The organism is Mesorhizobium sp. M1428 (assembly GCF_040317515.1).
Taxonomy (GTDB): Bacteria; Pseudomonadota; Alphaproteobacteria; order Rhizobiales; family Rhizobiaceae; genus Mesorhizobium.
Window position 1 is genome coordinate 54,094 of sequence record NZ_JAMYKT010000005.1, and the last position, 23,353, is coordinate 77,446.

Annotated in this window: 22 protein-coding genes and 1 tRNA gene; 8 read left to right on the forward strand and 15 right to left on the reverse strand. The window is 61.3% G+C overall.

Going from position 1 to position 23,353, the window contains the following annotated elements:
• Window positions 1-57: 57 nt before the first annotated feature.
• The 5 genes from NKG60_RS09070 to NKG60_RS09090 all read right to left on the reverse strand — a co-directional run bounded on the left by NKG60_RS09070 (window position 58) and on the right by NKG60_RS09090 (window position 5,340).
• Window positions 58-1,113, reverse strand: a complete 1,056-nt coding sequence (locus NKG60_RS09070) for a DNA polymerase III subunit delta' (RefSeq protein WP_352666773.1) — start codon at window positions 1,111-1,113, stop codon at window positions 58-60.
• On the reverse strand, window positions 1,110-1,784 hold the full coding sequence (tmk, locus tag NKG60_RS09075) for a dTMP kinase (protein WP_352666770.1): 675 nt from the start codon (window positions 1,782-1,784) through the stop codon (window positions 1,110-1,112). Before tmk ends, NKG60_RS09070 begins: the two co-directional genes overlap by 4 nt.
• Window positions 1,785-1,848: 64 nt before the next feature.
• Window positions 1,849-2,979 carry a D-alanyl-D-alanine carboxypeptidase family protein gene (locus NKG60_RS09080; RefSeq protein WP_352666878.1) on the reverse strand — a complete coding sequence of 377 codons (1,131 nt, stop codon included), beginning with the start codon at window positions 2,977-2,979 and terminating at the stop codon, window positions 1,849-1,851.
• 133 nt (window positions 2,980-3,112) lie between these two features.
• Window positions 3,113-4,336, reverse strand: a complete 1,224-nt coding sequence (locus NKG60_RS09085) for a septal ring lytic transglycosylase RlpA family protein (protein ID WP_352666768.1) — start codon at window positions 4,334-4,336, stop codon at window positions 3,113-3,115.
• Window positions 4,337-4,608: 272 nt separating this feature from the next.
• Entirely contained in the window at window positions 4,609-5,340 is a 732-nt protein-coding gene (locus NKG60_RS09090; protein ID WP_352666766.1) for a hypothetical protein, read from the reverse strand.
• Window positions 5,341-5,801: 461 nt separating this feature from the next.
• Between NKG60_RS09090 and NKG60_RS09095 the strand changes: the two genes are divergently transcribed.
• From NKG60_RS09095 to rimO, 4 genes are all read left to right on the forward strand, one after another.
• Window positions 5,802-5,891 (forward strand) — tRNA-Ser (locus NKG60_RS09095).
• A 281-nt stretch (window positions 5,892-6,172) separates the two neighbouring features.
• Window positions 6,173-6,580: a DUF930 domain-containing protein gene (locus tag NKG60_RS09100; protein ID WP_352666763.1), complete on the forward strand. Its 408-nt coding sequence runs from the start codon at window positions 6,173-6,175 to the stop codon at window positions 6,578-6,580.
• A 171-nt stretch (window positions 6,581-6,751) separates the two neighbouring features.
• Window positions 6,752-7,411 carry a TerC family protein gene (locus NKG60_RS09105; protein ID WP_352666760.1) on the forward strand — a complete coding sequence of 220 codons (660 nt, stop codon included), beginning with the start codon at window positions 6,752-6,754 and terminating at the stop codon, window positions 7,409-7,411.
• A 151-nt stretch (window positions 7,412-7,562) separates the two neighbouring features.
• Window positions 7,563-8,876, forward strand: coding sequence for a 30S ribosomal protein S12 methylthiotransferase RimO (rimO, locus tag NKG60_RS09110; protein WP_352666758.1), 1,314 nt, complete (start codon window positions 7,563-7,565; stop codon window positions 8,874-8,876).
• Between the two features lie 62 nt (window positions 8,877-8,938).
• Here rimO and NKG60_RS09115 read toward each other — a convergent pair whose 3' ends face one another.
• The 8 genes from NKG60_RS09115 to NKG60_RS09150 all read right to left on the reverse strand — a co-directional run bounded on the left by NKG60_RS09115 (window position 8,939) and on the right by NKG60_RS09150 (window position 17,198).
• Window positions 8,939-10,006, reverse strand: a complete 1,068-nt coding sequence (locus NKG60_RS09115; protein ID WP_352621764.1) for a BMP family ABC transporter substrate-binding protein — start codon at window positions 10,004-10,006, stop codon at window positions 8,939-8,941.
• Window positions 10,007-10,053: 47 nt separating this feature from the next.
• Window positions 10,054-11,028: an ABC transporter permease gene (locus tag NKG60_RS09120; protein WP_352666755.1), complete on the reverse strand. Its 975-nt coding sequence runs from the start codon at window positions 11,026-11,028 to the stop codon at window positions 10,054-10,056.
• A complete protein-coding gene (locus tag NKG60_RS09125) occupies window positions 11,028-12,140 on the reverse strand; it encodes an ABC transporter permease (RefSeq protein ID WP_352666875.1) in 1,113 nt (370 codons plus the stop codon). Before NKG60_RS09125 ends, NKG60_RS09120 begins: the two co-directional genes overlap by 1 nt.
• Window positions 12,137-13,729, reverse strand: coding sequence for an ABC transporter ATP-binding protein (locus NKG60_RS09130; protein WP_502911906.1), 1,593 nt, complete (start codon window positions 13,727-13,729; stop codon window positions 12,137-12,139). Before NKG60_RS09130 ends, NKG60_RS09125 begins: the two co-directional genes overlap by 4 nt.
• Before the next feature lie 150 nt (window positions 13,730-13,879).
• Complete coding sequence (locus NKG60_RS09135; protein ID WP_352666749.1) at window positions 13,880-14,857, reverse strand: quinone oxidoreductase family protein; 978 nt, start codon at window positions 14,855-14,857, stop codon at window positions 13,880-13,882.
• A gap of 18 nt (window positions 14,858-14,875) precedes the next feature.
• Complete coding sequence (gene pcsA / locus NKG60_RS09140) at window positions 14,876-15,652, reverse strand: phosphatidylcholine synthase (RefSeq protein ID WP_502893794.1); 777 nt, start codon at window positions 15,650-15,652, stop codon at window positions 14,876-14,878.
• 35 nt (window positions 15,653-15,687) lie between these two features.
• A complete protein-coding gene (locus NKG60_RS09145; RefSeq protein WP_352666747.1) occupies window positions 15,688-16,302 on the reverse strand; it encodes a DUF1326 domain-containing protein in 615 nt (204 codons plus the stop codon).
• A 14-nt stretch (window positions 16,303-16,316) separates the two neighbouring features.
• Complete coding sequence (locus NKG60_RS09150) at window positions 16,317-17,198, reverse strand: DUF2182 domain-containing protein (protein ID WP_352666744.1); 882 nt, start codon at window positions 17,196-17,198, stop codon at window positions 16,317-16,319.
• A gap of 103 nt (window positions 17,199-17,301) precedes the next feature.
• Here NKG60_RS09150 and NKG60_RS09155 point away from each other — a divergent pair, with 103 nt between their 5' ends.
• Both NKG60_RS09155 and hspQ read left to right on the forward strand, forming a co-directional pair.
• Window positions 17,302-18,510 carry a UbiH/UbiF family hydroxylase gene (locus tag NKG60_RS09155; protein ID WP_352974865.1) on the forward strand — a complete coding sequence of 403 codons (1,209 nt, stop codon included), beginning with the start codon at window positions 17,302-17,304 and terminating at the stop codon, window positions 18,508-18,510.
• 208 nt (window positions 18,511-18,718) lie between these two features.
• Entirely contained in the window at window positions 18,719-19,042 is a 324-nt protein-coding gene (hspQ, locus tag NKG60_RS09160) for a heat shock protein HspQ (RefSeq protein WP_023675043.1), read from the forward strand.
• Between the two features lie 117 nt (window positions 19,043-19,159).
• On the opposite strand, the gene NKG60_RS09165 is transcribed toward hspQ, so the two are convergent.
• Window positions 19,160-19,789, reverse strand: a complete 630-nt coding sequence (locus NKG60_RS09165; RefSeq protein WP_352491327.1) for an invasion associated locus B family protein — start codon at window positions 19,787-19,789, stop codon at window positions 19,160-19,162.
• Window positions 19,790-20,018: 229 nt separating this feature from the next.
• On the opposite strand from NKG60_RS09165, the gene NKG60_RS09170 reads away from it, so the two are divergent.
• Both NKG60_RS09170 and NKG60_RS09175 read left to right on the forward strand, forming a co-directional pair.
• Complete coding sequence (locus NKG60_RS09170) at window positions 20,019-21,839, forward strand: extracellular solute-binding protein (protein ID WP_352666738.1); 1,821 nt, start codon at window positions 20,019-20,021, stop codon at window positions 21,837-21,839.
• Between the two features lie 23 nt (window positions 21,840-21,862).
• A complete protein-coding gene (locus NKG60_RS09175) occupies window positions 21,863-22,540 on the forward strand; it encodes a DsbA family oxidoreductase (RefSeq protein ID WP_292653598.1) in 678 nt (225 codons plus the stop codon).
• A gap of 6 nt (window positions 22,541-22,546) precedes the next feature.
• Here the strand turns inward: NKG60_RS09175 and NKG60_RS09180 are convergent, their stop codons facing one another.
• Window positions 22,547-22,981: a hypothetical protein gene (locus tag NKG60_RS09180; RefSeq protein WP_352666733.1), complete on the reverse strand. Its 435-nt coding sequence runs from the start codon at window positions 22,979-22,981 to the stop codon at window positions 22,547-22,549.
• Window positions 22,982-23,353 lie beyond the last annotated feature (372 nt).

Here is a 23,353-nt window from a genome sequence, read left to right on the forward strand (position 1 = left end):
GTTCCTGCGATTGATTGGGAATCAATACTCAGGGCTCAAAAGCCACGCCAGCGGCCGTCACATTCGCATTGCAGAATTCAGGCGGTCGATCATGGTCAGGGCGTGCTGCTTTTTGTCGAGGTTGTAGGTCTCGGTTTCAGATATAGCGTTCAAAGCCTCGTGCCAAGTATCCGACAGCGTTTTGGCCCGCGCGAGATCGCCGGCGAGCGCGGCCTGGCTGGCGCAGGCCGACAGCAGATCAAGCGCGCGGCGATTGAATATCTCGAACGGGATCGCCTGGTCGCGGCCGGCGACCGCCTCGGCAAGACGGTAGGCGCCTGCGACATCTATCTTTTTGGACATCACCAGAGCGTCGAGGGTGGCGGCGATTTCAAGCCCGCCATACTGCGTCAACAGGATCGCATTGCGCGCGCTGCCCCCTGCCCGCTGCGCCAGCGCCGCGCGCGCCGCAGGATCCTCCGGTGGCGGCGGCTCGATGCCCTCCAGAATCGTCATCAAGCTCTCGGCATCGAGCGGCGCCAACCGCACCATCTGGCAGCGCGACCGGATCGTCGGCAGCAGACTGCCCGGCGCATGGACGATGAGGATGAACAAGGTGCGCGCGGGTGGCTCTTCAAGATTCTTCAGCAAGGCATTGGCAGCATTGGTGTTCATGTCGTCGGCGGGATCGACGATAACCACCCGGTAGCTGCCGTCGTGCGAGGTCAACGACAGAAAACGGCTGACCTTGCGGATTTCGTCGACCGTGACCACTGTCTTGAAGCTCTTGGTCTTGTCGTTGGCGGGGCGTGTAAGATGCAGCACCGAAGGATGTGCCCCGGTGGCGATCTGACGAAACAGTGACGAAGCCGGATCTGGAACGGCAAGGCTTTCCGGCGCCTGCTCGAAGGCCGGGTGCTTCAACAGATGATGCGCCAGGTGAAAGGCCAGCGTCGCCTTGCCGATGCCAACCGGTCCGGCAAAGATCAGTGCGTGCGGCAGCTTTCCCGAGCGGTAAGCGGTGGCCAGCATGTTGGCCGCTTGCAGGTGACCGACAAGACGTGGCGTCTCGGATGGCTCTGGCACCCCGTCCAGCGTGTCGTGCTGTTCGGGCGCGATGCGTTCGAAAATCATGCCGGCGCCGCCTGCCTTCTTTGCGCCGGCATCATCCTCTCGAGAGCCGCAAAGACGGTGGCGGTAACGACATCCTCCACCGCATCTAGGTCGGCTGACGCATCGACGACGACGCAGCGTTCGGGTTCAGCTGCGGCGATCGCGAGAAACGCCTCACGCCGGCGTTGGTGGATGGCCAATGTTTCCTTCTCGAAGCGGTCCGGTCCGTCAGTGCTGCCCCGCCGGGCGGTAGCGCGCCTCAAGCCCTCGGCAGGGTCGATGTCGAAGATCAGTGTCATGTCCGGCACCATGCCGTTGATGGCGACCTTCTCCAACGCGTCCATGAATGCCGGGTCGAGGCCGCCGGTGACGCCCTGGTAGACGCGCGAGGAATCCATGAAACGATCGCAAAGCACGACTGAGCCGCGCTCGACCGCCGGCCGGATGACCTGTTCGACATGGTCGGATCGCGCAGCGGCGAAAAGCAACGCTTCCATCTTGGGGCCGAACGGCTCGGCTGCGCCTGAAAGCAGGACATGCCTGACGGCCTCCGCGCCCGGCGAGCCACCCGGCTCACGTGTCACCAGCACATCGTATTTCTTGGCGCGCATCTTCTTTGCCAGTCGCTCGATCTGCGTCGACTTGCCTGCTCCTTCGCCGCCTTCAAAAGTGATGAAAAATCCGCGCGCCAAAGCCTTTGTCCATACTTCGGGGACCGTATAGTCCCGGCGGGAAAAAAGGTCCACCGCGACGGTGCTAACGCAGCCAGCCGACGGCCAGTTCCTTGGCGGCATCGAGCGCGCGCTGCGGCAGCGAGCCGACACCGATCGACTCGGCGGCAAACAGCGGCGTCTCCTGGCTCAGCGTATCGCCGATCCAGACGCGCAGCGCACCGACCGGCTGCCCCTCCTCCACCGGCGCTGCAACCGGTCCGTCATAGACGATCCTGGCGGTGAGCTTGTCGCGGTTGGTGATCGGCAGGAAGATCTGCACCGGTCCTTTTGCCTTTAACGCGACACCGGACTTGGCGCCGCCAAAGACCTGGGCTTCGCCAACCACTTCGTCCTTGGCGAATATTTCAGTCTTCTCGAAGGAGCGAACGCCCCAGTCGAGCAGCTTTCGCGCTTCCTCGGCACGCTCACGGTCGTTTGCCAGGCCGCTCATCGCCGCGATCACCCTTGTGCCATTGTGGCTGACCGAGCCGACGATGCCGAACCCGGATTGCTCGCTCGCGCCGACCGCGAGCCCGTCGGCGCCTACATCCATGGCCAGCAGCGGATTGCGGTTCCTCTGGGAAATCTTGTTCCAGGTAAAATCCTTCTGGCCGTAATAGCGGTAGAGATCCGGGTAGTTGCGCCAGATATGCAGCGCCAGAAGCGCGAGTTCGCGAACGCTCGTTTGCTGCCCATCGGCCGGCAGACCGGTGGAATTGACGAAGGTCGATTTCTGCAAGCCGATCTGGCGGGCACGCTCGGTCATCTGCGCCGCGAAGTTTGCCTCGGACCCGGCCATCCCTTCAGCGATGACGATACAGCCGTCATTGGCCGCCTGCACGGTCACGCCCTGGATCAGGTCTTCCAGCCTGATCGTCGACTTGAGCTTGGCGAACATGGTCGATGTCCCCGAAGGAGCGCCGCCTTTGCGCCAGGCGTTCTCGCTCACCACGAAGGTGTCATCGAGCGTCATGCGCCCTGATTTGATGGCGTCGAAGACCACTTCCATCGTCATCAGCTTGGCCAGCGAGGCCGGCGGGATCAAGCTGTCGGCGTCCTTGGAAAACAGCACGGTTCCGGTGTCGGCATCGATCATGAAGGCCTGCGCGGCCTTGGTCTCGAAAAGCTGTGCTGAGGCCGGCGCAAGCGAGAGCAGCAGCAGGCCGAGCGCCATAAGCCCGGTGAAAGGGTGAAAAAATTTCATCAGGGTTCGACCAGTGAGCCGGCGCTTTTGCAAGTTGGCGGAAGCCATCAGGCTTTTCCCTGGCGGATCAATCGCGCACGAAAAAAACCAGGCAGCCCCGAGCTCAGTTGCGTACAGCAAGCGCATCCGGCGCACCATGCGACCACGCTGCCTGCAGCATCTCGTCCAGGCTACCACGGCCGTCGGCAAAGAGGTTGACCGAGTACCAGTCCTTGCCTTCAAGTTCCGAGCGCTGGATCTCGGTCTTGCCGAAGCTGGAAAGCTGGGCCGCCACACGCTCCGCTTCGGCGGCATCCTCGAACGAACCCGCCGCGACATAGGCCGCGGGCGACCCGGTTGGAGGAGCTTGCCGCTTCCACGATTGAAGAATTTCGGCGGGCGACATGCCGGCGCCATCCAGCTCGGCGAACGCGTTGGAGGCACGCTGCACGCGCTCGTCCGCATAAGACAGCGACGCCACGGTGAACGGCGATTGCGCCGGCAGGTTGATCTCCGGACGCTCTGGCACGATCGGGCCGAAATCGGGCAGTACAATGTCTCCCGAAGCAGATGCTTGCACCGCCATGACAGGCCCTGCATCGGATCCCTGCCCGGAATTTGTCAGCTGACCGGGGAACGGCACGGCAGCAGCGCTCACGGGCAGGCTTGGCGACGGCCCATTCATCGCGACCATGACACCGCTGGGCAGACCGTCCGACGGATCCGGCGCCCTGTTGCCTGGACGATACGAAGCCATAAGATACTGCCCGTCATTGCCTTCGAGCGGCGCACGGCCGACATATTCGACCTTCACCTCGGCCGTACCGATATTGGCATAATCGAGCATTTCAGCAGCGCGCTTCGACACATCGATGATGCGTCCATCATGATAGGGTCCGCGATCGTTGACGCGCACAATCACCGAGCTGCCGGTCTTCATGTTGGTGACCCGCGCATAGCTCGGCAGCGGCATGGTCGGATGCGCCGCCGTCAGATCTGCCATGTCGTAAACTTCGCCGTTGGCGGTCAACCGGCCGTGGAACGCCTCACCGTACCAGGACGCGAGGCCAACCTTGGCGTAACGTTTGTCTTCCTTCGGATAATACCACTTGCCGCGCACCTGATAGGGCTTGCCGAGTTGGTCGCGTCCCCGAGATGTCTTGAACATCACGCGCGGGCTGGCTTTCACGCCATACTCGGCTTCCGAAAAATATTCCTTGGAACGAGGTTTCTTGTTGACCATCGCCTTTTGCTGCGGGCCGGCACATGCCGCAAGAAAGGCTGCCGACAAGGCAAACAGCGCGAAAGCGGAAGCGCGACGAAGACGCGGGCGCGCCGTGGTCTGCATATTTTGATCGTCCCCTATAGCATCGACGAAGGCACCGCAGCATGAACGTCAGCGATGCCAAAGCACCCACTCCAGAAACGCCGGCGACGCCCTACCCCAACCCTTTTTGTGCGCAGGAATTGTTTATCACCGTATTAACCGATTGTGGTCGGAACCGGGCGAGATTGTGGCACGGATCGTCTCGCCGATCGGCATGAAAGTCATCGCTTATCGATCAGCAACGCGGTTCGTGGCCCGCCTTGCCCTTGGCCTGGCCTGGCTGCCAGCGCAGATCAGGGACCGAAGATCACAAGCTCGGTGAACGTCAGATCTCCAGGTGCGGGTGGTCTGGGACCTTTGAAGTATTTCAGCCCCTTGTTGGGCCGGTACCATCCCACCAAACCTGGAATCGGCTCCTTGGCGTCGACAAAGCAAACCAGGATTCCGCTTCGCAAGAGAAACCGCCCCGTCGCACCGGCGCAGCGGCTCAAATCCGCAAGCGAGCGGCAATAGATGACCTGATGGGATCGGATAGCACCGTGCAACATTCGGCGCGGCATCAACACCAGGGGGAACGCTGCTCCGTCGCAAATGCAGATCAACGACAGGCAGCCCAGCGCGGCGTGTTCCTCGAGTATGTATCTCTCATCCTCGGGCAGCATCGCCAATTCCGGAAGATCGGGACGCACTTCGACTACGCGACATGACCGCTGCGCCGAACTTAAAGCCGGCAAGAAGGTAAATTGTCCGCTGGAGAAGAGCCGAAAGCCGAGCGCCCGGTTGGCTTTCAATGTCGCTTGTGCCGGCGAAATGTTCGTGTAGGTCACGTCCTTCCGCTTGAGAACCGCCGCTACCAACATGGCACCATAAGGACGGAATTCTGCATCGACTGACCAGCTTGAAAGATTGCAGCGGATTTCCTCGCTCTCCGACCCCTGATAGCGAGCATAAAGGGTGAGCACAACGCCGACGATCTGACCGGCGTGCTCCAAGGCAAAGCCATATTGTGGGAACTCGGCAACCACAGGCCGCTGCGACAAGCGGGTCAGAGCGTGTGTCCAGTAGCTCCGGTTACGCGCCGGAAAGCCCCTGCACAGGCAATCGACCACTCCCTCCCAGTCGGTTTCGCAGATTGGTCTACAGCGGAGACCGGGCGGGAGAGCGCCAAGTACGGCCAAAATCAACTCCAGAATACGATTTACTTACATGTCCCTAATGCGCTCAACATATCAGCGCTCAACGATTAATACTCCGTGCGGGTTTTAAAAACGATTTTCCACACTCAGCACAAAACACAGCTCGCCATGGCGCTTCTCACCGTCCTGGATCGCGCCGAAAGGTGCGGCCGCCACGGTTGACTTGGCGTTGAATGCGGCTTTACAGGAATGGAACGCGAACCGGTCGGGGAACGTCCTGGTGCCAATCCGGTACCGACAGCTCGAACCCGCTCCTCTCGCGATATCCTAAGTGATTGAAAAGTCACCTTGGAGGGATGGCCGAGCGGTTTAAGGCACCGGTCTTGAAAACCGGCGTGGGTGCAAGCCCACCGTGGGTTCGAATCCCACTCCCTCCGCCATATCCGGCCAATTTCTTCAATCCTGCAGGCATGACGTCGAGTTTTCCGCTCGTCGGATTCTCGACTGCCTGGTTTTAACAGGCCGGTCCGCGTCGGGGAGAACCGCCGCTCTGCCCCATGCCGCGCGCCACCTCTCGCGTCGCTGAAATGCGACAGGTGCTGATCGCGGCAACGATACCAGGTACCGGTGATACTATTGCGTAATCAACAACCTGCCACAAAGCGAAGACTGTCACCCGCCGCGCAGCCGCGCTTCGTCGGGTTGATTTCTCCGCCCGGATATGGTGCTTCTCCCGCCTATGAATAGACTATTTTCTGCGGTCCTCGCATGGACGATAGTGGCTTGGCCGGCCAGCGCAATGGACAGCGCATTGCGCGCCGGCCTGCTGAAACTCGATCCGCAAACCCGGCTGGAGCAGCGATGCGACGCCGAAATTCTCGACCGGATTACCCGCGACGACCACAAATACAAAGCCGATCGTGTCGTCGCCTACGCTTTTGCGACGCCCGAAATGGGCGCCGATGCGATCAAGAGCCCGGGTGCTGCGTTTCGCAGCAAGGGACAATGGTACCGGCTGAAATTCAGATGCGAGACAGCGCCGGACCAGGTGGAAGTCCTGCAGCTCCGCTACCGGATCGGTGATGAAATTCCGGAAAGCGACTGGCCCAAATACAACCTCTATAACTAGGCATTCGGGAGCTGTGGCCGCATTTTGCCAGTGTTTCGGCCCGATTGTCGCAAACTCTGTATATAGCTGACCTTGTTCCAACCAGTCCCTTGACGCGCGGGAACCATACACGTTAGGCCCTCCAGGCATTCGACGCGAACGGTCGGCCAACCAGCAAGGGACTTCCAGTCGATGGAAATTTTCACTGCCGCGGGCTTCTCTGCCCTGCTCCAGGTCATCGCCATCGACCTCGTGCTTGCAGGCGATAACGCCATCGTCATCGGCCTGGCCGCGGCGGGCTTGCCGGTCGAGCAGCGCAAGAGAGCGATTCTCATCGGCGTGGTGGCGGCGACGGTGCTGCGTATCGGTTTTGCCGCGATCACCGTCACTCTGCTGCAGATTGTCGGCCTGCTGCTGGCCGGCGGCATCTTGCTGCTGTGGGTGTGCTGGAAGATGTATCGCGAGCTGCGCACGTCGCATGCCGACGAGGTGGAGGCGACCGAAGCGCTGTCCAATTCCGATATCAACAGCGATCATATGGTGGCCGGCAAGGCGCGTAAGAAGACCTTGGGTCAGGCGGCATTGCAGATCGTCATCGCCGACGTGTCGATGTCGCTCGACAACGTGCTGGCGGTCGCCGGCGCAGCGCGCGATCACTTCCAGGTGCTGGTGATTGGCCTCGTCCTTTCGATCGCGCTGATGGGCCTTGCCGCGAGCTTCATCGCCAAGCTGCTGCACCGCCATCGCTGGATCGCCTATATCGGCCTTTTGATCATCTTCTATGTCGCACTCGACATGGTCTACCGGGGCGCGGTGGAAGTCTTGCCGCATGTCAGCAGTGCGGTGAGCTGACGCGTCGACTCGAATTCGCATCGGCCGGCCTTTCAGCTTCGGCGAGCCTTCGTCGAAGCTGGCGGTTGCGTTTCGCCGCAGCCGCTGCCCATACCAATGCGGCAACAAGTGTGATACTGCGCCGCCAATCCTGAAAATCCGGAAAGCTTTGATGTCCGCCCCTCGCGTCAGTTTCGTCAGCCTTGGATGCCCGAAAGCCCTTGTGGATTCGGAGCGCATCATCACGCGCCTGCGCGCCGAAGGCTACGAGATCGCCCGCAAGCACGACGGTGCCGACCTGGTCGTCGTCAACACTTGTGGCTTCCTCGATTCGGCCCGCGACGAATCACTCAACGCTATCGGCTCGGCACTTTCAGAGAATGGCAAAGTCATCGTCACCGGCTGCCTCGGCGCCGAGCCGGACGTCATCCGTGAAAGACATCCCAACGTCCTCGCCATCACCGGCCCGCAAGCCTATGAAAGCGTGATGGCGGCAGTGCATGAGGCTGCCCCCCCGAGCCACGATCCCTACATCGACCTTTTGCCGCCGCAGGGCGTCAAGCTGACGCCGCGCCACTATGCATATCTCAAGATTTCGGAAGGCTGCAACAACCGCTGCACCTTCTGCATCATACCGGCGCTGCGTGGCAACCTCGTATCGCGGCCCGCCGCCGACGTGTTGCGCGAAGCCGAGAAGCTGGCCAAGGCCGGCGTCAAGGAGATCCTCGTCATTTCGCAGGACACAAGCGCCTACGGCATCGACATCAAGTATCAGGCAAGCCAGTTCGGCGACCGCGAAGTACGGGCGAAATTCTTGGATTTGTCGGAGGAACTCGGCAAGCTCGGTGTCTGGGTGCGCATGCACTATGTCTATCCCTACCCGCATGTCGCAGACGTCATCCCACTGATGGCCGAAGGCAAGATTCTTCCCTATCTCGACATTCCGTTCCAGCACGCCTCGCCGCAGGTGCTGAAGAATATGCGTCGGCCAGCTCATGGCGAAAAGACGCTCGAGCGCATTCGCGGCTGGCGCGAAGTCTGTCCGGACCTTGCCATCCGCTCCACCTTCATCGTCGGCTTCCCCGGCGAGACGGATGACGATTTCGAGATGCTGCTCGACTGGCTGGACGAGGCCAAGATCGACCGCGCCGGCTGTTTCAAATACGAGCCGGTTAGAGGCGCCCGCTCCAACGAGCTCGGCCTCGAGCAAGTGCCGCAGGAGATCAAGGAAGCCCGCTGGCACCGCTTCATGCAGCGCCAGCAGAAGATTTCGGCAACGCAGCTCACCAAGAAAATTGGCAAGCGCCTGCCGGTCCTGATCGACGAGGCGCATGGCAATGCGGCCAAGGGCCGGACCAAATACGATGCGCCCGAAATCGACGGTTCGGTCCATATCCAGTCGCGGCGGCCATTGCGCGCCGGCGACATCGTCACGGTCAAGATCGAGCGCGCTGACGCTTACGACCTTTACGGCTCAGCTGTCTGATATTCCGTCCAAAACAAAAGGGCGCCGCGTGGCGCCCCTTCGTTCGATATGTTTCCGGCTGCCTACTGCGGCAGCTTGTCGTCGACGCCCTTCACGTAGAAATTCATGCCGAGCAGCGTGGCGTCGTCGGCGACCTCGCCCTCCTTCAGCCAAGGTGTGCCGTCCTGCTTGGCGATCGGCCCGGTGAAGGGGTTCCAGCCGTCGGCGATCTTCTTGGTGGTGGCTTCGGCCATCGCCTTGACGTCGTCGGGCATGTTGGTGAACGGCGCCAGCTTGACGGCGCCGTCCTTAATGCCGAGCCAGACATTGTCGGGCTTCCAGGTGCCGTCGAGCGCCGCCTGGACGCGGCTGATGTAGTAGGGACCCCACTCGTCGGTCAGCGCGGTCAGCTGCGCGTGCGGCGCGAACTTGATCATGTCGGAGGACTGCCCGAAGCCGTGCAGCTTGCGCTCCTCCGCCACCTGCAAGGCAGCGGTCGAGTCGGTGTGCTGGACAATGATATCGGCGCCCTGGTCGAACAATGCCTTGGCAGCGTCGGCCTCCTTGCCCGGATCGAACCAGGAGTTCACCCACACGATCTTCGCCTTGAAGTTCGGGTTGATCGACTGTGCGCCGAGCATAAAGGAATTTATGCCCATCACCACTTCTGGGATCGGGAAGGAAACGATGTAGCCGGCGACGCCCGACTTCGATTGCTTGGCGGCGATCTGGCCAAGCACGTAGCGGCCTTCATAGAAACGCGCATTGTAGATGCCGAGATTTTCAGCCGTCTTGTAACCGGTGGCATGCTCGAACATCACCTTGGGAAATTTCTTGGCGATCTTCACTTCCGGGTCCATGAAGCCGAAGGACGTGCCGAAAATGATCTTGCATCCCTCGCGCGCCAGGCGCTCGAAGGCGCGATCGGCATCGGGGCCTTCGGAGACGTTTTCGAGATAGGCGGTCTCGACCTTGTCGCCGAGTGCCTTTTCCACCTCGAGGCGACCTTGGTCGTGCTGGTAGGAGTAGCCGAAATCGCCGATCGGGCCGGTGTAGACCCAGCACGCCTTCAGCTTGTCCGCCGCCTCGGCTGAGGCCGCCAATGACAATGCGGCCGTCGTCGCCATCAGGGCAATAAGCAGTTTTTTCATTGTGTTACCTCTCTGAGTTAAGCCTTGGAGCTTCCGTCTTTTTGTTGTCAACGATCCGGAACGAATGGCTGGCCCAAGGAGGCCGGCGTGTTCATCATCGTCAAACGCTTGTTGCGCGAGATTAGAACGAGAACCACGACGGTTGCCAGATAGGGCAGCGAAGAAAGCAGTTGCGAGGGAAACGATTTTAAGAACGAAATTAACTTGTAGAGCAACCAGGGGGCGTCGACGAAGTCCTGCAGATTTATGGCTTGGACGTGAAGCTGGCCAACCCAGATCGCGCCGAAAATATAGGCGCCGGCCAGCACCCGCCATGGCCGCCAGGAGGCGAAAACGACCAGAGCCAGCGCGATCCAGCCGCGGCCGGCGGTCATGTTCTCCACCCATTGCGGTGTGTAGACCAGCGATAGGTGACCGCCGGCGAGGCCGGCACAAGCGCCGCCGAAAATCACTGAGAGATAACGGTAGCGGATGACGTGAATGCCAAGCGCATGGGCGGATGCATGGCTGTCGCCGATCGAGCGCAGCGTGAGCCCGGTGCGGGTCTTGAACAGGAACCACATGACGGCGGCGGTCAGCGCGATCGAGATGTAAAAGATTGGATCCTGACCGAACAGCAGCCTGCCGACGACCGGGATTGCGGTCAGGCCGGGAATATCGAGGTTAGGCAATCTCTCGCCGGGCTGGCCGACAAAATTCGTCCCCATCATGCCGGAAAGACCGAGGCCGAGCAGTGTCAGGGACAGGCCGGTTGCCACCTGGTTGGTGGCCAGCGACAGCGTCATGACGGCGAACAGCAGCGAGAACACTGCCCCCATGGCAATTGCCGCCAACAGCCCTATCCACGGCGAGCCGGTGAGATAGCCGGCGCCGAACCCGCCGACCGCACCCATGATCATCATGCCTTCGACGCCGAGATTGAGCACGCCGGAACGTTCGACCACCAGTTCGCCGATCGCCGCGATCAGCAGCGGCGTCGCCGCCGTGGCGATGGTCAAGAGTATGTTGACGGTGATGTCCATCAGCGGGCTTCCTCCAGTTTCGGCGCCGCCTCGAGCTTCGGCGCGGAAAAGCCGGTCAGGCGAATGCGGTAATGGATGAGCGTGTCGCAGCCGAGCACGAAGAACAAAAGCATGCCCTGGAACACTCGCGCCACCTTGTCGGAGATGCCGAGCGCGCTTTGCACTGCCTCGCCGCCGAGATAGGTCAGCGCCAGCACAAGCCCTGCGGCGACGATGCCGAGCGGATTGAGCCGGCCGAGGAATGCCACGATGATGGCGGTAAATCCGTAGCCGGGCGAGATCACCGGCTGCAATTGTCCGATCGCGCCCGAGACCTCCGAAATCCCTGCAAGTCCGGCCAGTGCGCCCGACAGCAGGAAGGCAAAGAAGACCATACGGTTAAGGCCAAACCCGGCGAAGCGCCCTGCCCTCGGGCTTGAGCCGAGCACGCGGACCTCGAAGCCTTTTAGCATGCGGCTCATCAGGATCCAGATCAGTATCGCCGCGATCAGCGCGAAGACAAATCCCCAGTTTGCCCGGCCGGATTCCGGGAGGAGTTCCGGCAGTATGGCCGAGTCGTTGAACTGGATGGTTTGCGGGAAACCATGCCCCTGCGGATCGCGCCATGGCCCGCGCACCAGCCAATCGAGGAAGAGCTGGGCGACATAGACCAGCATCAGGCTGGTCAGGATCTCGTTGGTGTTGAAGCGCGTCTTCAGCAGTGCCGGGATTGCAGCATAGGCGGCCCCGCCGACCATGCCGAGCAGAAGCATCAGCGGCAGCACCAATGGGCCTTCCAACTGCGGAAACAGCACGGGGATGATCGAGCCGACAATGCCGCCCAGGATGAACTGGCCTTCGGCGCCGATGTTCCAGATGTTGGCCTTGTAGCAGACCGACAGTCCGACCGCGATCAGGATCAGGGGGGCGGCCTTGATCGCCAGCTCATGCAGCTGCCAGACCTGGCTGATCGGTTCGATGAAGTAGATGCGGAACGCAGTCAACGGGTTGACGCCGAGCAGCGCGAACATGATGGCACCGGCAATGATCGTCAAAACGAAAGCGATGAAAGGCGAGAGTGCCGAAAACAGCATCGAGCGCTGCGGGCGTTTTACAAGTTCGAGGCGCATCAGGCCGTCTCCAGCGTATGTTCGGCATGCCCGGGTTCGGCGCCGCCCATCAGCAGCCCGATCTTCTCGAATGTCGCTTCAGCTATCGGCAGCGGCTTCGAAAGTTCGCCATTGTGCATGACCGTGATCGCATCGGAAATCTCGAACAGCTCGTCGAGGTCCTGGCTGATCACCAGCACCGCCGAGCCGCTGCGCGCCAGTTCGATCAGCGCCTGGCGGATGTGGGCCGCCGCACCCGCGTCGACCCCCCAGGTCGGCTGATTGACCACCAAGACGCTCGGCCGGCGGTCGAGTTCGCGGCCAACGATGAATTTCTGCAGATTGCCGCCCGAAAGAGCCGCAGCCTCCGGATCCGGCGAGCTCTTGCGCACGTCCATTGCCTTTATGATGCGCTGGGCAGCGGTATAGATCGCATCGCCCTTGACCATTCCACCGGCGCTGACAAACATCTTGCCATCGGTGGCGTGGCGCGACAGGAGCAGGTTCTCCGAAAGCTTCATGCGCGGTGCTGCGCCATGGCCGAGCCGCTCTTCCGGGACGAAGGCAGCGCCCATCAGGCGCCTGCCTGTGATGGTGAGGCCGCCGGCATCCTTACCGCGGATGCGGACCGAGCCGGCATCCTGCTGCAGCACCTCGCCGGAAACGGATTCGAAAAATTCGCCCTGGCCGTTGCCCGCCACACCGGCAATGCCGATCACCTCGCCGGCGCGGACTTCAAGATTGATGTTCCTGAGCGGGATCGAGAACGGGGTCGCCGGCTTGCGGGTGAGTTCGCGGATTTGAAGCAGCACCGGCGCGGTCTCGATACCCTCGGCCGGCGCCCGCATCACGGCCTGCACCTCGTTGCCGACCATCATCCGCGCCAACGAAGACGCGGTTTCCTGGCGCGGATTGCAATGGCCGACCACCTTGCCGTGACGCAGCACGGTGGCGCGGTCGCAGATCCGTTTGACCTCTTCCAGCCGGTGCGAAATGTAGAGGATGGACTTTCCTTCCGAACGCAGCCGTTCGAGCGTCTCGAACAGCTTATCGGCCTCCTGCGGCGTCAGCACCGAAGTCGGCTCGTCGAGGATGATGAGTTGTGGCGTCTGCAGCAGGCAGCGGATGATTTCGATACGCTGACGCTCGCCGACCGACAGATCACCGACCAGCGACAGCGGATCGAGAGGCAGGCCGTAACTGTAGGAGAGCGCCCTCGCCTTGGCCGCGATCGTGCTGATCGGCGAGCCGTCATCCAGCGACAGCGCGATGTTCTCCGCAGCCGTCAGCGCTTCGAACAGCGAAAAATGCTGGAAAACCATGCCGATGCCGAGCTTTTTTGCGGTACCGGGGCTGGTGATCCTGACCGCCTGGCCATTCCAGAAAATCTCGCCGGAATTCGGTTCCAGCGATCCAAACAGCATTTTCACCAGGGTCGACTTGCCGGCGCCGTTCTCGCCAAGCAACGCATGGATCTCGCCCTTGGCGATGTTGAGATCGACATGGTCGCACGCCGTCAATGTGCCGAATATCTTTGTGAGGCCGCGAACCTCAAGCAGGTTTGCGCCGTCCTGATCTGCACTCACGGTGCCTCCATCTGGTTTGCCAGACATGTTCTGTGTTCCCGCAAGCATCGTATGCGCGGGCTGCTCTCTACGGTAAGCGCCTCGCGACTTGAAAGAGCTTCAAGAATTTCAGCGGAAACTCAAGCGGTAAAGAGCAGTTCGCAAGAACGGCGGCGTTGGCGGGCCGAAAATGCGGGCTCAAGGGATAAGTATTGTTGTCCCGGTGGTCCGGCGCCCTTCGAGATCGGCATGCGCCTTGCCCGCATCGCTGAGCGCGTAACGCTGGTTGATCTTGATCTTGACGGCGCCGCTGAGCACCACATCGAACAAGGCGGCGGCGGAAGCCTCGAGATCTTCGCGCCTGGCATTGTAGACGAACAGCGTCGGCCGCGTTGCGAACAGCGAGCCCTTCTGCGCCAGCAGCGAGATGCTGAAAGGTGGGATCGGCCCAGACGATTGACCGAAGCTGACGAACGTGCCGAGCGGCCGCAGGCAATCGAGCGAGGCTGGAAACGTGTCGTTGCCGACCGAGTCATAGACAACGTCGCATTTCTTGCCACCGGTGATAGCGGCAACGCCGGCCACGAAATCCTGTTCGCGATAGTTGATCACGTGGTCGAAGCCATGCGCCTTGGCGATCTCGATCTTGTCGGTGGAACTCGCCGTGCCGATCACTGTCGCGCCGAGATGCTTGGCCCATTGGCCGAGGATCAGCCCGACACCGCCGGCCGCCGCATGAAACAGGATCGTGTCGCCAGCTTTCACCTTGAATGTACGGCGCAACAAGTACTCGGCGGTCATGCCCTTTAGCATCATCGCTGCGGCCTGTTCGTCGCTGATGCCGTCCGGCACCTTCACCACGCGGTCGGCGGCGATCACGCGCTGCCCGGCATAGGCGCCGGTCGTCACGGCGTAGGCGATGCGATCGCCGGGTTTGAGCCAGTCGACGTCCGAGCCGACATCCAAGACCACGCCGGCCGCCTCGCCGCCGGGGATCAGCGGAAATCCGCCCTGCGGCGGATAAAGGCCAGAGCGATAATAGACGTCGATGAAATTGAGACCGATCGCGGTGTGCTTGACCAGGATCTGTCCCGAGCCCGGCTGCCCGGGATCGGCATCCTCATAGGTCAGGACCTCCGGGCCGCCATGGGCATGGATGCGGATCGCTTTGGACATTTTCTGGCTCTCTTGGGATCAGGCTTTCTTGTCCGGCTTGGCGCCGAGATTTGGGAAGAACTGCATGATAGCGCCGATGCAAGCGAGGTAAAGTCCGGTGACCGTAATCCCGATCTTGATGAAATCGCTGACCTGCTCGCCCAGCACGCCAATCTGGTCGTAGAAGGAGGCAAGTGCGGCCTGCGCCAGCGCCAGCGCGCCGAAAGCGCACCAAAGCAGCGTCATGCCGAGATTGATTGGCCGCAGCCGCTTCACCCGCACCGGATGGATGAAATTGATCGGCACGAAGGTGAGAATGCCGGCCACCACGACCACGGCGAAGGAAACCCATTGTCCGGGCTCGATGACGAACAGCGTGAACACCACCATGTTCCAGACGACCGGAAAGCCCTTGAAGAAATTCTCCTTCGTCTTCATGCCGGTATCGGCATAGTAGATTGCGCTCGACACCACGATTATCGCCGCCGACAGGAACGACAGGCGCTCGCCCATGAAGCCGCGCTGATAGAGCGCGAAGGCCGGAATCAACACGTAGGTCACGTAGTCGATGATGTTGTCGAGCAGTTCGCCAGACCATGTCGGCAGGATTTCCTTGACGTCGAGCTTCCTGGCGATCGGCCCATCGATGCCATCGACGAAAAGTGCCAGGCCCAGCCACCAGAACATCGCCGTCCAGCGCTGCTCGCTTGCTGCCACTAGCGACAGAAACGCCAGGAATGAGCCCGACGCGGTCAAGAGATGGACCGAGAACGCCCGCGCCTGCGGCCATGTGACTTTCTTCTTCGGCCGCGGAATCCGGTCGGCGATTTTCCTGGCCGTCGTCTTCTTGCTCACGGGCCCCGCCAGTCCAGCTTGCAGATTTCGGCCGAACGGCCAGCAAAGTTCCAGTTGCGGCCAAAGGCCCGCATTTTGCTCTTGTCGGATTTGGCGACGATGATTTCCGGCGCAATCCAGTATTCCGAATTGCTGATGACCGTATCCTTGTCGCGATCCTTTCCGGTGATTGGCGTCACCGCGCCATCGATGATCTTCGGTATCTGGAAGATGCGCGTTTTCTCACGCGTCTCGTAGGTGATCGGCACCTGCTCGGCGCCGAGGAACTGTCCGACCAGGATGGAGAGCAGCGATGTGGTTCCACCGGCCTTGCCGGTGAAGATCTTGGTCAGTGCCTTCATAGCGTAAACCGAGGCGCGCTTGTCGATGAACAAACCGGCCGTCCAATTGCCGCGACTCATATAACCGGGGATTTCCATGACCAGCCCAAGATTGAGACCGGACAGGTCGACCTCGCCGAAATGACCGGCATCGATGCGGAATCCGGCCCAGGTCTGGCAATAGCCTTCGGTCGGCGGATGATTGCCGAGCGACAGCACGCAAGGGCAAAAAACCGTGCAATTGCAGGAGAGGACGAGCTCTCCCTTCATTGCCCAGTTTTGATCCGTCATCGAATTCTCCCCCCTCATGCCGAGACTACTAGTAGCGCTGCTGCCCAGACAAGCAGTATCGCACCGCCCAACCGCGTCGGCAGATTGCCTGCCGTCTGTTTTTCGACCAGGCTGAACAGGCCGATCAGCGCCATCCAGAACACGTTCATCACACCGACCGCAAACATTACCAGCATCAGCGCCCAGCAGCATCCAAGGCACCACAGGCCCTGCTCCATGCCGAGCCGGAAAATGCGAATGGGCCTGGCGCTCCAGTTGGCGAACAGGACCGAGAACGGATTTCTGCACTTCTCCAGGCAGGCTTCCTTCAGCCAGCTGAACTGATAGAGACCAGCGATCGACAGCGCGGCTGCTCCGGCAATTCCAACCAGCGGATCGAGCATCTGCCCGGATGACGCGAATGCATGGATTGCGAGCGTCAGGGCAGCGAACATTGCCGAGGCGACAAGCCAGACGCTCAAATATCCAGCGACCAGGATCAGCGGATGGACGACCGGCTCCCTCTTGATCCGGGCGGTATCTGCGATCTCGCAATAGGTGCGGATCATCGGCGCCGCGGAGGGCAGCATGGTCGCGATGGCCATCAACAGCCACATCGCGGTGAGTGCCTCGCCTTGCGCGCCTAGGCTTGCGCGAAGCGGCGCCGGCGCAAGGCAGAGAGCGAATAAACGCGCAAGGAAATCCGGTAGCGGCAGTTGCGGCAGGTATTCCAGCACGGCAGCGCCGGGGAGCCGGCTTACGGCACCACGAACTGCCATTACGCCGAGAAGAAGCCAGGCAAGGGCGATGCCCATGCCGGCAACGACGCTCACCGCCAGTCGAGGGTTGCGCGCAACGCTCGCCATCGCGCGGCCGGTGCCGTCGAGGTGGCTGAAATCGTCTTGTTGGCCGGTCATGGCAACCGAATGGGCCGAATCGCCGCGTTGATCAAGCCGCATCACCTGACCTATATGGACCAACAGGTCGGACGGGCCTCACCTCGCAATCCGGAAGCCGAATTTGAACCATCGGGAAACAGCACGGATACTGGTCGCAGGCAGCGGCCCTGCGGGGCTGATCGCGGCGCTTGGCTTTGCCGAGGCGGGCTTTCCCGTGACGCTCGTCGGACCCGAAGCAGCCGGCCCCGATGGCCGGACGACAGCCTTGATGAACCCTGCCCTGAAGATGTTCGAACGGCTCGGGATCTTCGACGGAATCAGGTCGCACGCAGCGCCGCTCAAGGTGATGCGCATCGTTGACGCAACCAACCGGCTGATCCGCAGCCCGACAGTGACCTTTCGTGCCAGCGAGATCAACGAAGAGCAATTCGGGCTGAACTTGCCCAACAGCGTTCTCAACCGCACGCTAGCCGAGGCTGTCGCGCATTCGGGCATCGAATGGCGAAAGTCGATGGTGGAGGCATGGCGCCTCGATGCCGACCATGCCCATGCCGTTCTCGCCGATGGCAGCGAGGTTGAGGCGTCGTTGGCGGTTGGCGCCGATGGCCGTCAGTCGCCGGCCCGCGAGGCAGCCGGCATCCGCACCTCGGTCCGATCCTATCCGCAGGCGGCGCTGGTGCTCAATTTCGGTCACCGCAGCGATCATGCCTTCACCTCGACCGAATTCCACACCGAGACCGGTCCGTTCACACAGGTTCCCCTGCCCGGCAACCGGTCCAGCCTTGTCTGGGTGCTCGAACCCGATATCGCCAGGGACCTTGCAGCACTCGACGACGCCGAGCTTTCGGCGCGGGTCGAACAGCGAATGCAATCGATGCTGGGCCGCGTTTCGGTTGAGCCCGGCCGGCAGGTCTATCCCCTTTCAGCGGTGAGCCCGTGGCGGTTTGCGCATCGCCGCGTGGCACTTGTCGGTGAAGCCGCCCACGTGTTTCCCCCAATCGGCGCGCAAGGCCTCAATCTCGGCATCCGGGACATCGACGACCTGATTGGTACCGCAAGCAGAAACCGCTCGGACCCGGGCGCCGCCCAGGCGCTTGCAGCCTATGATTTCAATCGGCGGCCGGACATTCTGGCGCGCAGCAGCGCGGTCGATCTGCTGAACATGTCGTTGCTTTCCGACATGCTGCCGGCCCAGTTGGTGCGCAGCGCTGGCCTGGGCGCGCTTGAGGGGTTTGCGCCGTTGCGGGCGTTTTTCATGCGCGAGGGTCTTCGACCCGGCAGCGGTTTTGCGGCGTTTTTTGGCGGATTGCGAAAACCGGCTGCGCGATAGCGATCTTGGGCACCGCCCTTGATCCGCATCTTGGCATCAAGGGGATCGGGATTGAATTGACGCGGCGTCTGCGCCAAATAATGACGATGTCGACCGTAAGGTCTGGGCCAATCTTTGCCGGATTGGTGCGTAAGAGTCTAAAGTCCTGGAGCGTTTTCTTGCGTGTTTCAGGATGCGTGGCGTTCAAGAAGTTCAAGTGGTGAGTACGATGAAGACAGCCAAATTCTCGATCGGACAGGTGGTTCGGCACCGGCTGTTTCCATTCCGCGGCGTCATTTTCGACGTCGACCCGCAATTCGCCAATACCGACGAATGGTACGAGGCGATCCCCGCTGACGTGCGGCCGCGCAAGGACCAGCCTTTCTATCATCTGCTCGCCGAGAATTCCGAAACGGAATACATCGCCTATGTGTCCGAGCAGAATTTACTCGAGGACCGGTCGGGCGAACCGGTCCGGCATCCGCAGATTGGTGAAATGTTCGACAAGAAGCCGGACGGACGCTACGAGCCAAAGCACCAATTGCGACATTGACTTAGTCGGGATCGGGCTGGGACAGGCTTGAGACATGGCTTGACCCGACAAACGTCCGGTCCAAACGAAAAAAGCGGGGCATGAACCCCGCTTTTTGTTGGTTCGAAAACCCGTCGATCAGTTGGCGGCCTTCGCCTTCTCCTGCTCTTCCTTGAGCTTCTTGGCAAAATCCTGATTGTTCTTGGCGACGAAGTCCTGGAGCTTTTTCTGCCGGTCCTCGATGTCCGACTGCTGCAGCGGCGGGCCGTCGAAGGCGCCGCTGAAGCCGGTCAGCGCAATCTTGATCGGGTTCGGCTGGTTTTGGAAATTGACTGAGGTGAGCGTCAGCGCCGATCCCTTCTTGAAGGATGCGACGAGCTGATCGCTCAACGGGACTTCCGCCACGCAGCGATCCGGGAAACAGATCACATAGTCGAGCTTCTGCGCCTTGCCGCCGTCGATCTGGAGGCCGATGCCGGGAGGAACCAGACGGCCGGTCGGAACCGTCACCTGAAACACCTTGCGGTTCACCTTGCCCTTCAATTCGATCAGGCTGACGCCGGTGATGAGCTGGCCGTTGCCGGCGGTGGTGATGTTCTGGACATTGCAGATGTCGACGTCTTCCTGCTTGGTGCAGGCCTTGAACCAGCCTTGCGGAATCTGCTGTTGCTGCTGCGCGGAAGCAGCGGGAATCCCGGCGCCGAGAATGCCGACCACGCCAGCGGCCATGACCGACAGGCGGTACGCGTTGCTGTTCAGGCTCGTCATGTCGTGCATTCCTCTCAAATGATCCCGGAACCGGCTTTTTCCCGCCGTGTGGTCCAGCTACCTGTTGCCGAAATGAGGCAACAGAATGACTTCGGACGGCGTGTTACACTGCAAGCGATGCCGAATCCAGCCCGGGCCTCGCGAATCTTGGCCGACGGGTTGGTCAAGGGGTTGGCCGGTGCACGACCGGCTCATGTATGCTGCGCATCGAATCGGGAAGGAGACGGTCATGGGCCGCGTTGTCGTTTGGCTGATCGCCGCAATCTTGTTTGTCGGCCTTTCCCTGCAGCCGGCCCTGTCGGAACCGAAGCACGCGCTTGCCATGCAGGGCGAGCCGGCGATGCCGTCCGACTACAAGCATTTCAACTACGTGAATCCCGACGCGCCTAAGGGCGGCAGCATTACCTATTGCGTCGTCGGCAGCTTCGACAATCTCAATCCGTTCATCCTGAGAAGCCTGCGCACCACCGCGCGCGGCATGATGGATCAAGCCTTTGGCAATCTCGTCTTCGAGCCGTTGATGCAGCGCAACTACGACGAGGCCTTCAGTCTCTACGGCCTGCTCGCCGATACCGCCGACATGGATCCCGAGCGCAAGAGCATCGAATTCCACCTCGATCCCAGCGCAAAATGGTCGGACGGCGAGCCGGTGACGCCGGAAGACGTGTTGTTCACCTATGACGTCTTCACCGAGAAGGGCCGGCCACCTTACAGCCTGCGGATGAAAGCGATCGCCAAGCTCGAAAAGACCGGTGACCGCAGTGTGCGCTTCACCTTCAACGACAAGGCGGACCGCGAATTTCCGCTGATCATTGCGCTGACGCCGATCATCCCGAAACACGCATTCAACAAGGACACCTTCGACAGGACGACGCTGAAGCCGGTGATCGGCAGCGGGCCTTACACGGTGGCGCAAGTCGTGCCCGGCCAGCGCATCGTGTTCAAGCGCAATCCGGACTATTGGGGCAAGGACGTGCCGTCCAAGCGCGGCTTCGACAATTACGACCAGATCACCATCGAATATTTCCTCAACGCCAACGCCAAGCAGGAAGCGTTCAAGAAGGGCATCTGCGCCATCGACGACGACAGCGACCCGGTCAAACGCGAGCGCGATCTCGATTTTCCGGCCTTCCACAGGGGCGAGGTCATCGCCGAAACTTTCGATACCGGCATTCCGCCGGCGGTCAACGGTTTCCTGTTCAACACGCGGCTGCCGAAATTTTCCAACCCGGTCGTGCGGCGCGCGCTCGGCATGCTCTACGATTTCGAATGGGCCAACAAGAATCTGTTCGGCGGCAAATACACGCGCACAATGAGCTTTTGGCAGAATTCCGAGCTGTCCGCGCTCGGCCACCCGGCCAGCGAAAGGGAAAAGGCCCTGCTGGCCCCCTACCCCGGCCGCGTGCCCGCAGATGTCATGGACGGCACCTACAGGCCGCCCGTTACCGACGGCTCCGGCCAGGACCGCAAGGTGCTGAAGGCGGCATTCGAGCTGCTGAAGAGCGCGGGCTATACGTTGCAGGACGGCGCGATGCTCGATCCCGAGGGAAAGCCGTTCGGTTTCGAGATACTGACCGCCTCGCAGGATGAAGAGCGACTTGCCGCTATCTATCAGCGCACCCTTGAGAAGCTCGGCATCGATGTCGGCATCCGCAGCCTCGACGGTGATCAGATCCAGTCGCGCAAGCAGCGTTTCGATTTCGAGGTGCTGGTCGGCTCGACCGGTTTCAACAACTCGCTGTCGCCGGGTATCGAGCAAACCGGGCGCTGGGGATCGGCTGCCGCCAAGGCCGAAGGATCGTTCAACCTCGCCGGCGTCGCCGATCCGGCGGTGGATGCGGCGATCGAGGCGATGCTGAGAGCTCGCTCGAAGGAGGACTATGTCGCCGCCGTCCGCGTTCTCGACCGGCTGCTGATCTCCGGCAACTACATGGTGCCGACCCAGCACAACAACCAGCAATGGCTTGCCTATTGGAACTATCTGGAACATCCGCAAAAGACGCCCATATACGGTTATCAGTTGCCGACCTGGTGGCGCAAACCGAAGTGACCTCTTCAGAACAGGAGACCAAGATGAACGACGAGAACTCGATTACCGTCGATGTGGTCTCCGACGTGGTATGCCCCTGGTGCTTTATCGGCCAGAAACGGCTCGACAAGGCGATTGCCGCCGTCGATATCGACGTTCACATACGCTGGCGGCCCTTCCAACTCGACCCGACAATCCCGCCCGAAGGCAAGAACCGCCGCGACTATATGGTGGCGAAATTCGGCAGCGAGCAACGCATCCGCGAAATCCATGCCCGGATCGAGCCGCTGGGCGAGGCTGAAGGCATCTCCTTCGCCTTCGACGCCATCAAGGTCGCGCCCAATACGCTGGATGCGCACCGTCTCATTCGCTGGGCCGGGACGGCCGGCGAGGCGGTTCAGAACCGGCTGGTGCGCCGGCTGTTCCAACTGAATTTCGAGGAAGGCGCCAATCTCGGCGATCATGCCGTGCTGATCGAAGCCGCCCGCGAGGCCGGCATGGATGCCTCCGTGGTCGAAACGCTTCTGCCGACCGACGCCGATGTCGAGGCGGTGCGCACCGAAATCGCCACCGCTTCGCGCATGGGCATATCGGGCGTGCCGTGCTTTCTGCTTGAAGGCAAATATGCGGTGATGGGCGCCCAGGACGCCGATACGCTTGCCGATGCACTCCGCCAGGTCGCCGCAGCCAAGGCACGCGGCGAACTGGAAACGGCCAACTGAGTCGGACTATTTCACCGTCACCTTGGCCTTGCTGACGAAAAAGCCATGGCCATGCTTGCCGGTGCAGGTCAATCCCCTGGTGGATGACTGGCAGGAAAACGGCCCCTTGCTCCAGCTATTGCCGTACGCCAGCTTGGTGACGTCGCCGCAGCAGCCTTGCTCGCCCGGATTCTTGATCAGCGTCGCCGGGCCTTTCGGGCCGAGGATGATGGTGACGTAGCTGGGCTCGACGCGCGAACAACTCAGTTCCGGTCCGCCATCCTGCGGCTCGTAGGTGCTGGTGCCGCCCTTCGGCGTGTAGATGCAGCCAATATTGCCGGACGGCGTGTTGAACTCGATCTGTCCCTCGGCGTTTGCGGGAACGGTCTGGCTGCCGGCATATGTCGGCGGCAGCCAGGCCAACATTGCGAGCATCGCCACAACCAATGTCCGTGCAAGCATGAAGAACTCCCCCGGTTCAAACCTTGATGCATCCGGGCAGGTTCGATCCGCAGCGCATCATTGTCAAACGCAGTTTGCGCGCGCTCTAAAAAAGTACGGTCTGATCGATGTTGGTCTGCATCCTGGACTGTAACGGCAAGTCAGTGCCTGGCCGATTACGGGGTCCTGACAAGGCGGCTTCAACCACGAATCATACGGTCACGTTCTGGCCGCCGACGAGGTCGGACCTGACTGTAAAGGCGGACTGAAGATCGGTTCAGGCTGTGAAGATCGACCGCTGGGCGGCGCTTCTATGTTCACAAAGCTGTGTGAAGACCTTCCCCAGGGGAAGGTCTCTACTTGCTCCGGCGCAGGCAAGTAACTACTTGAAAT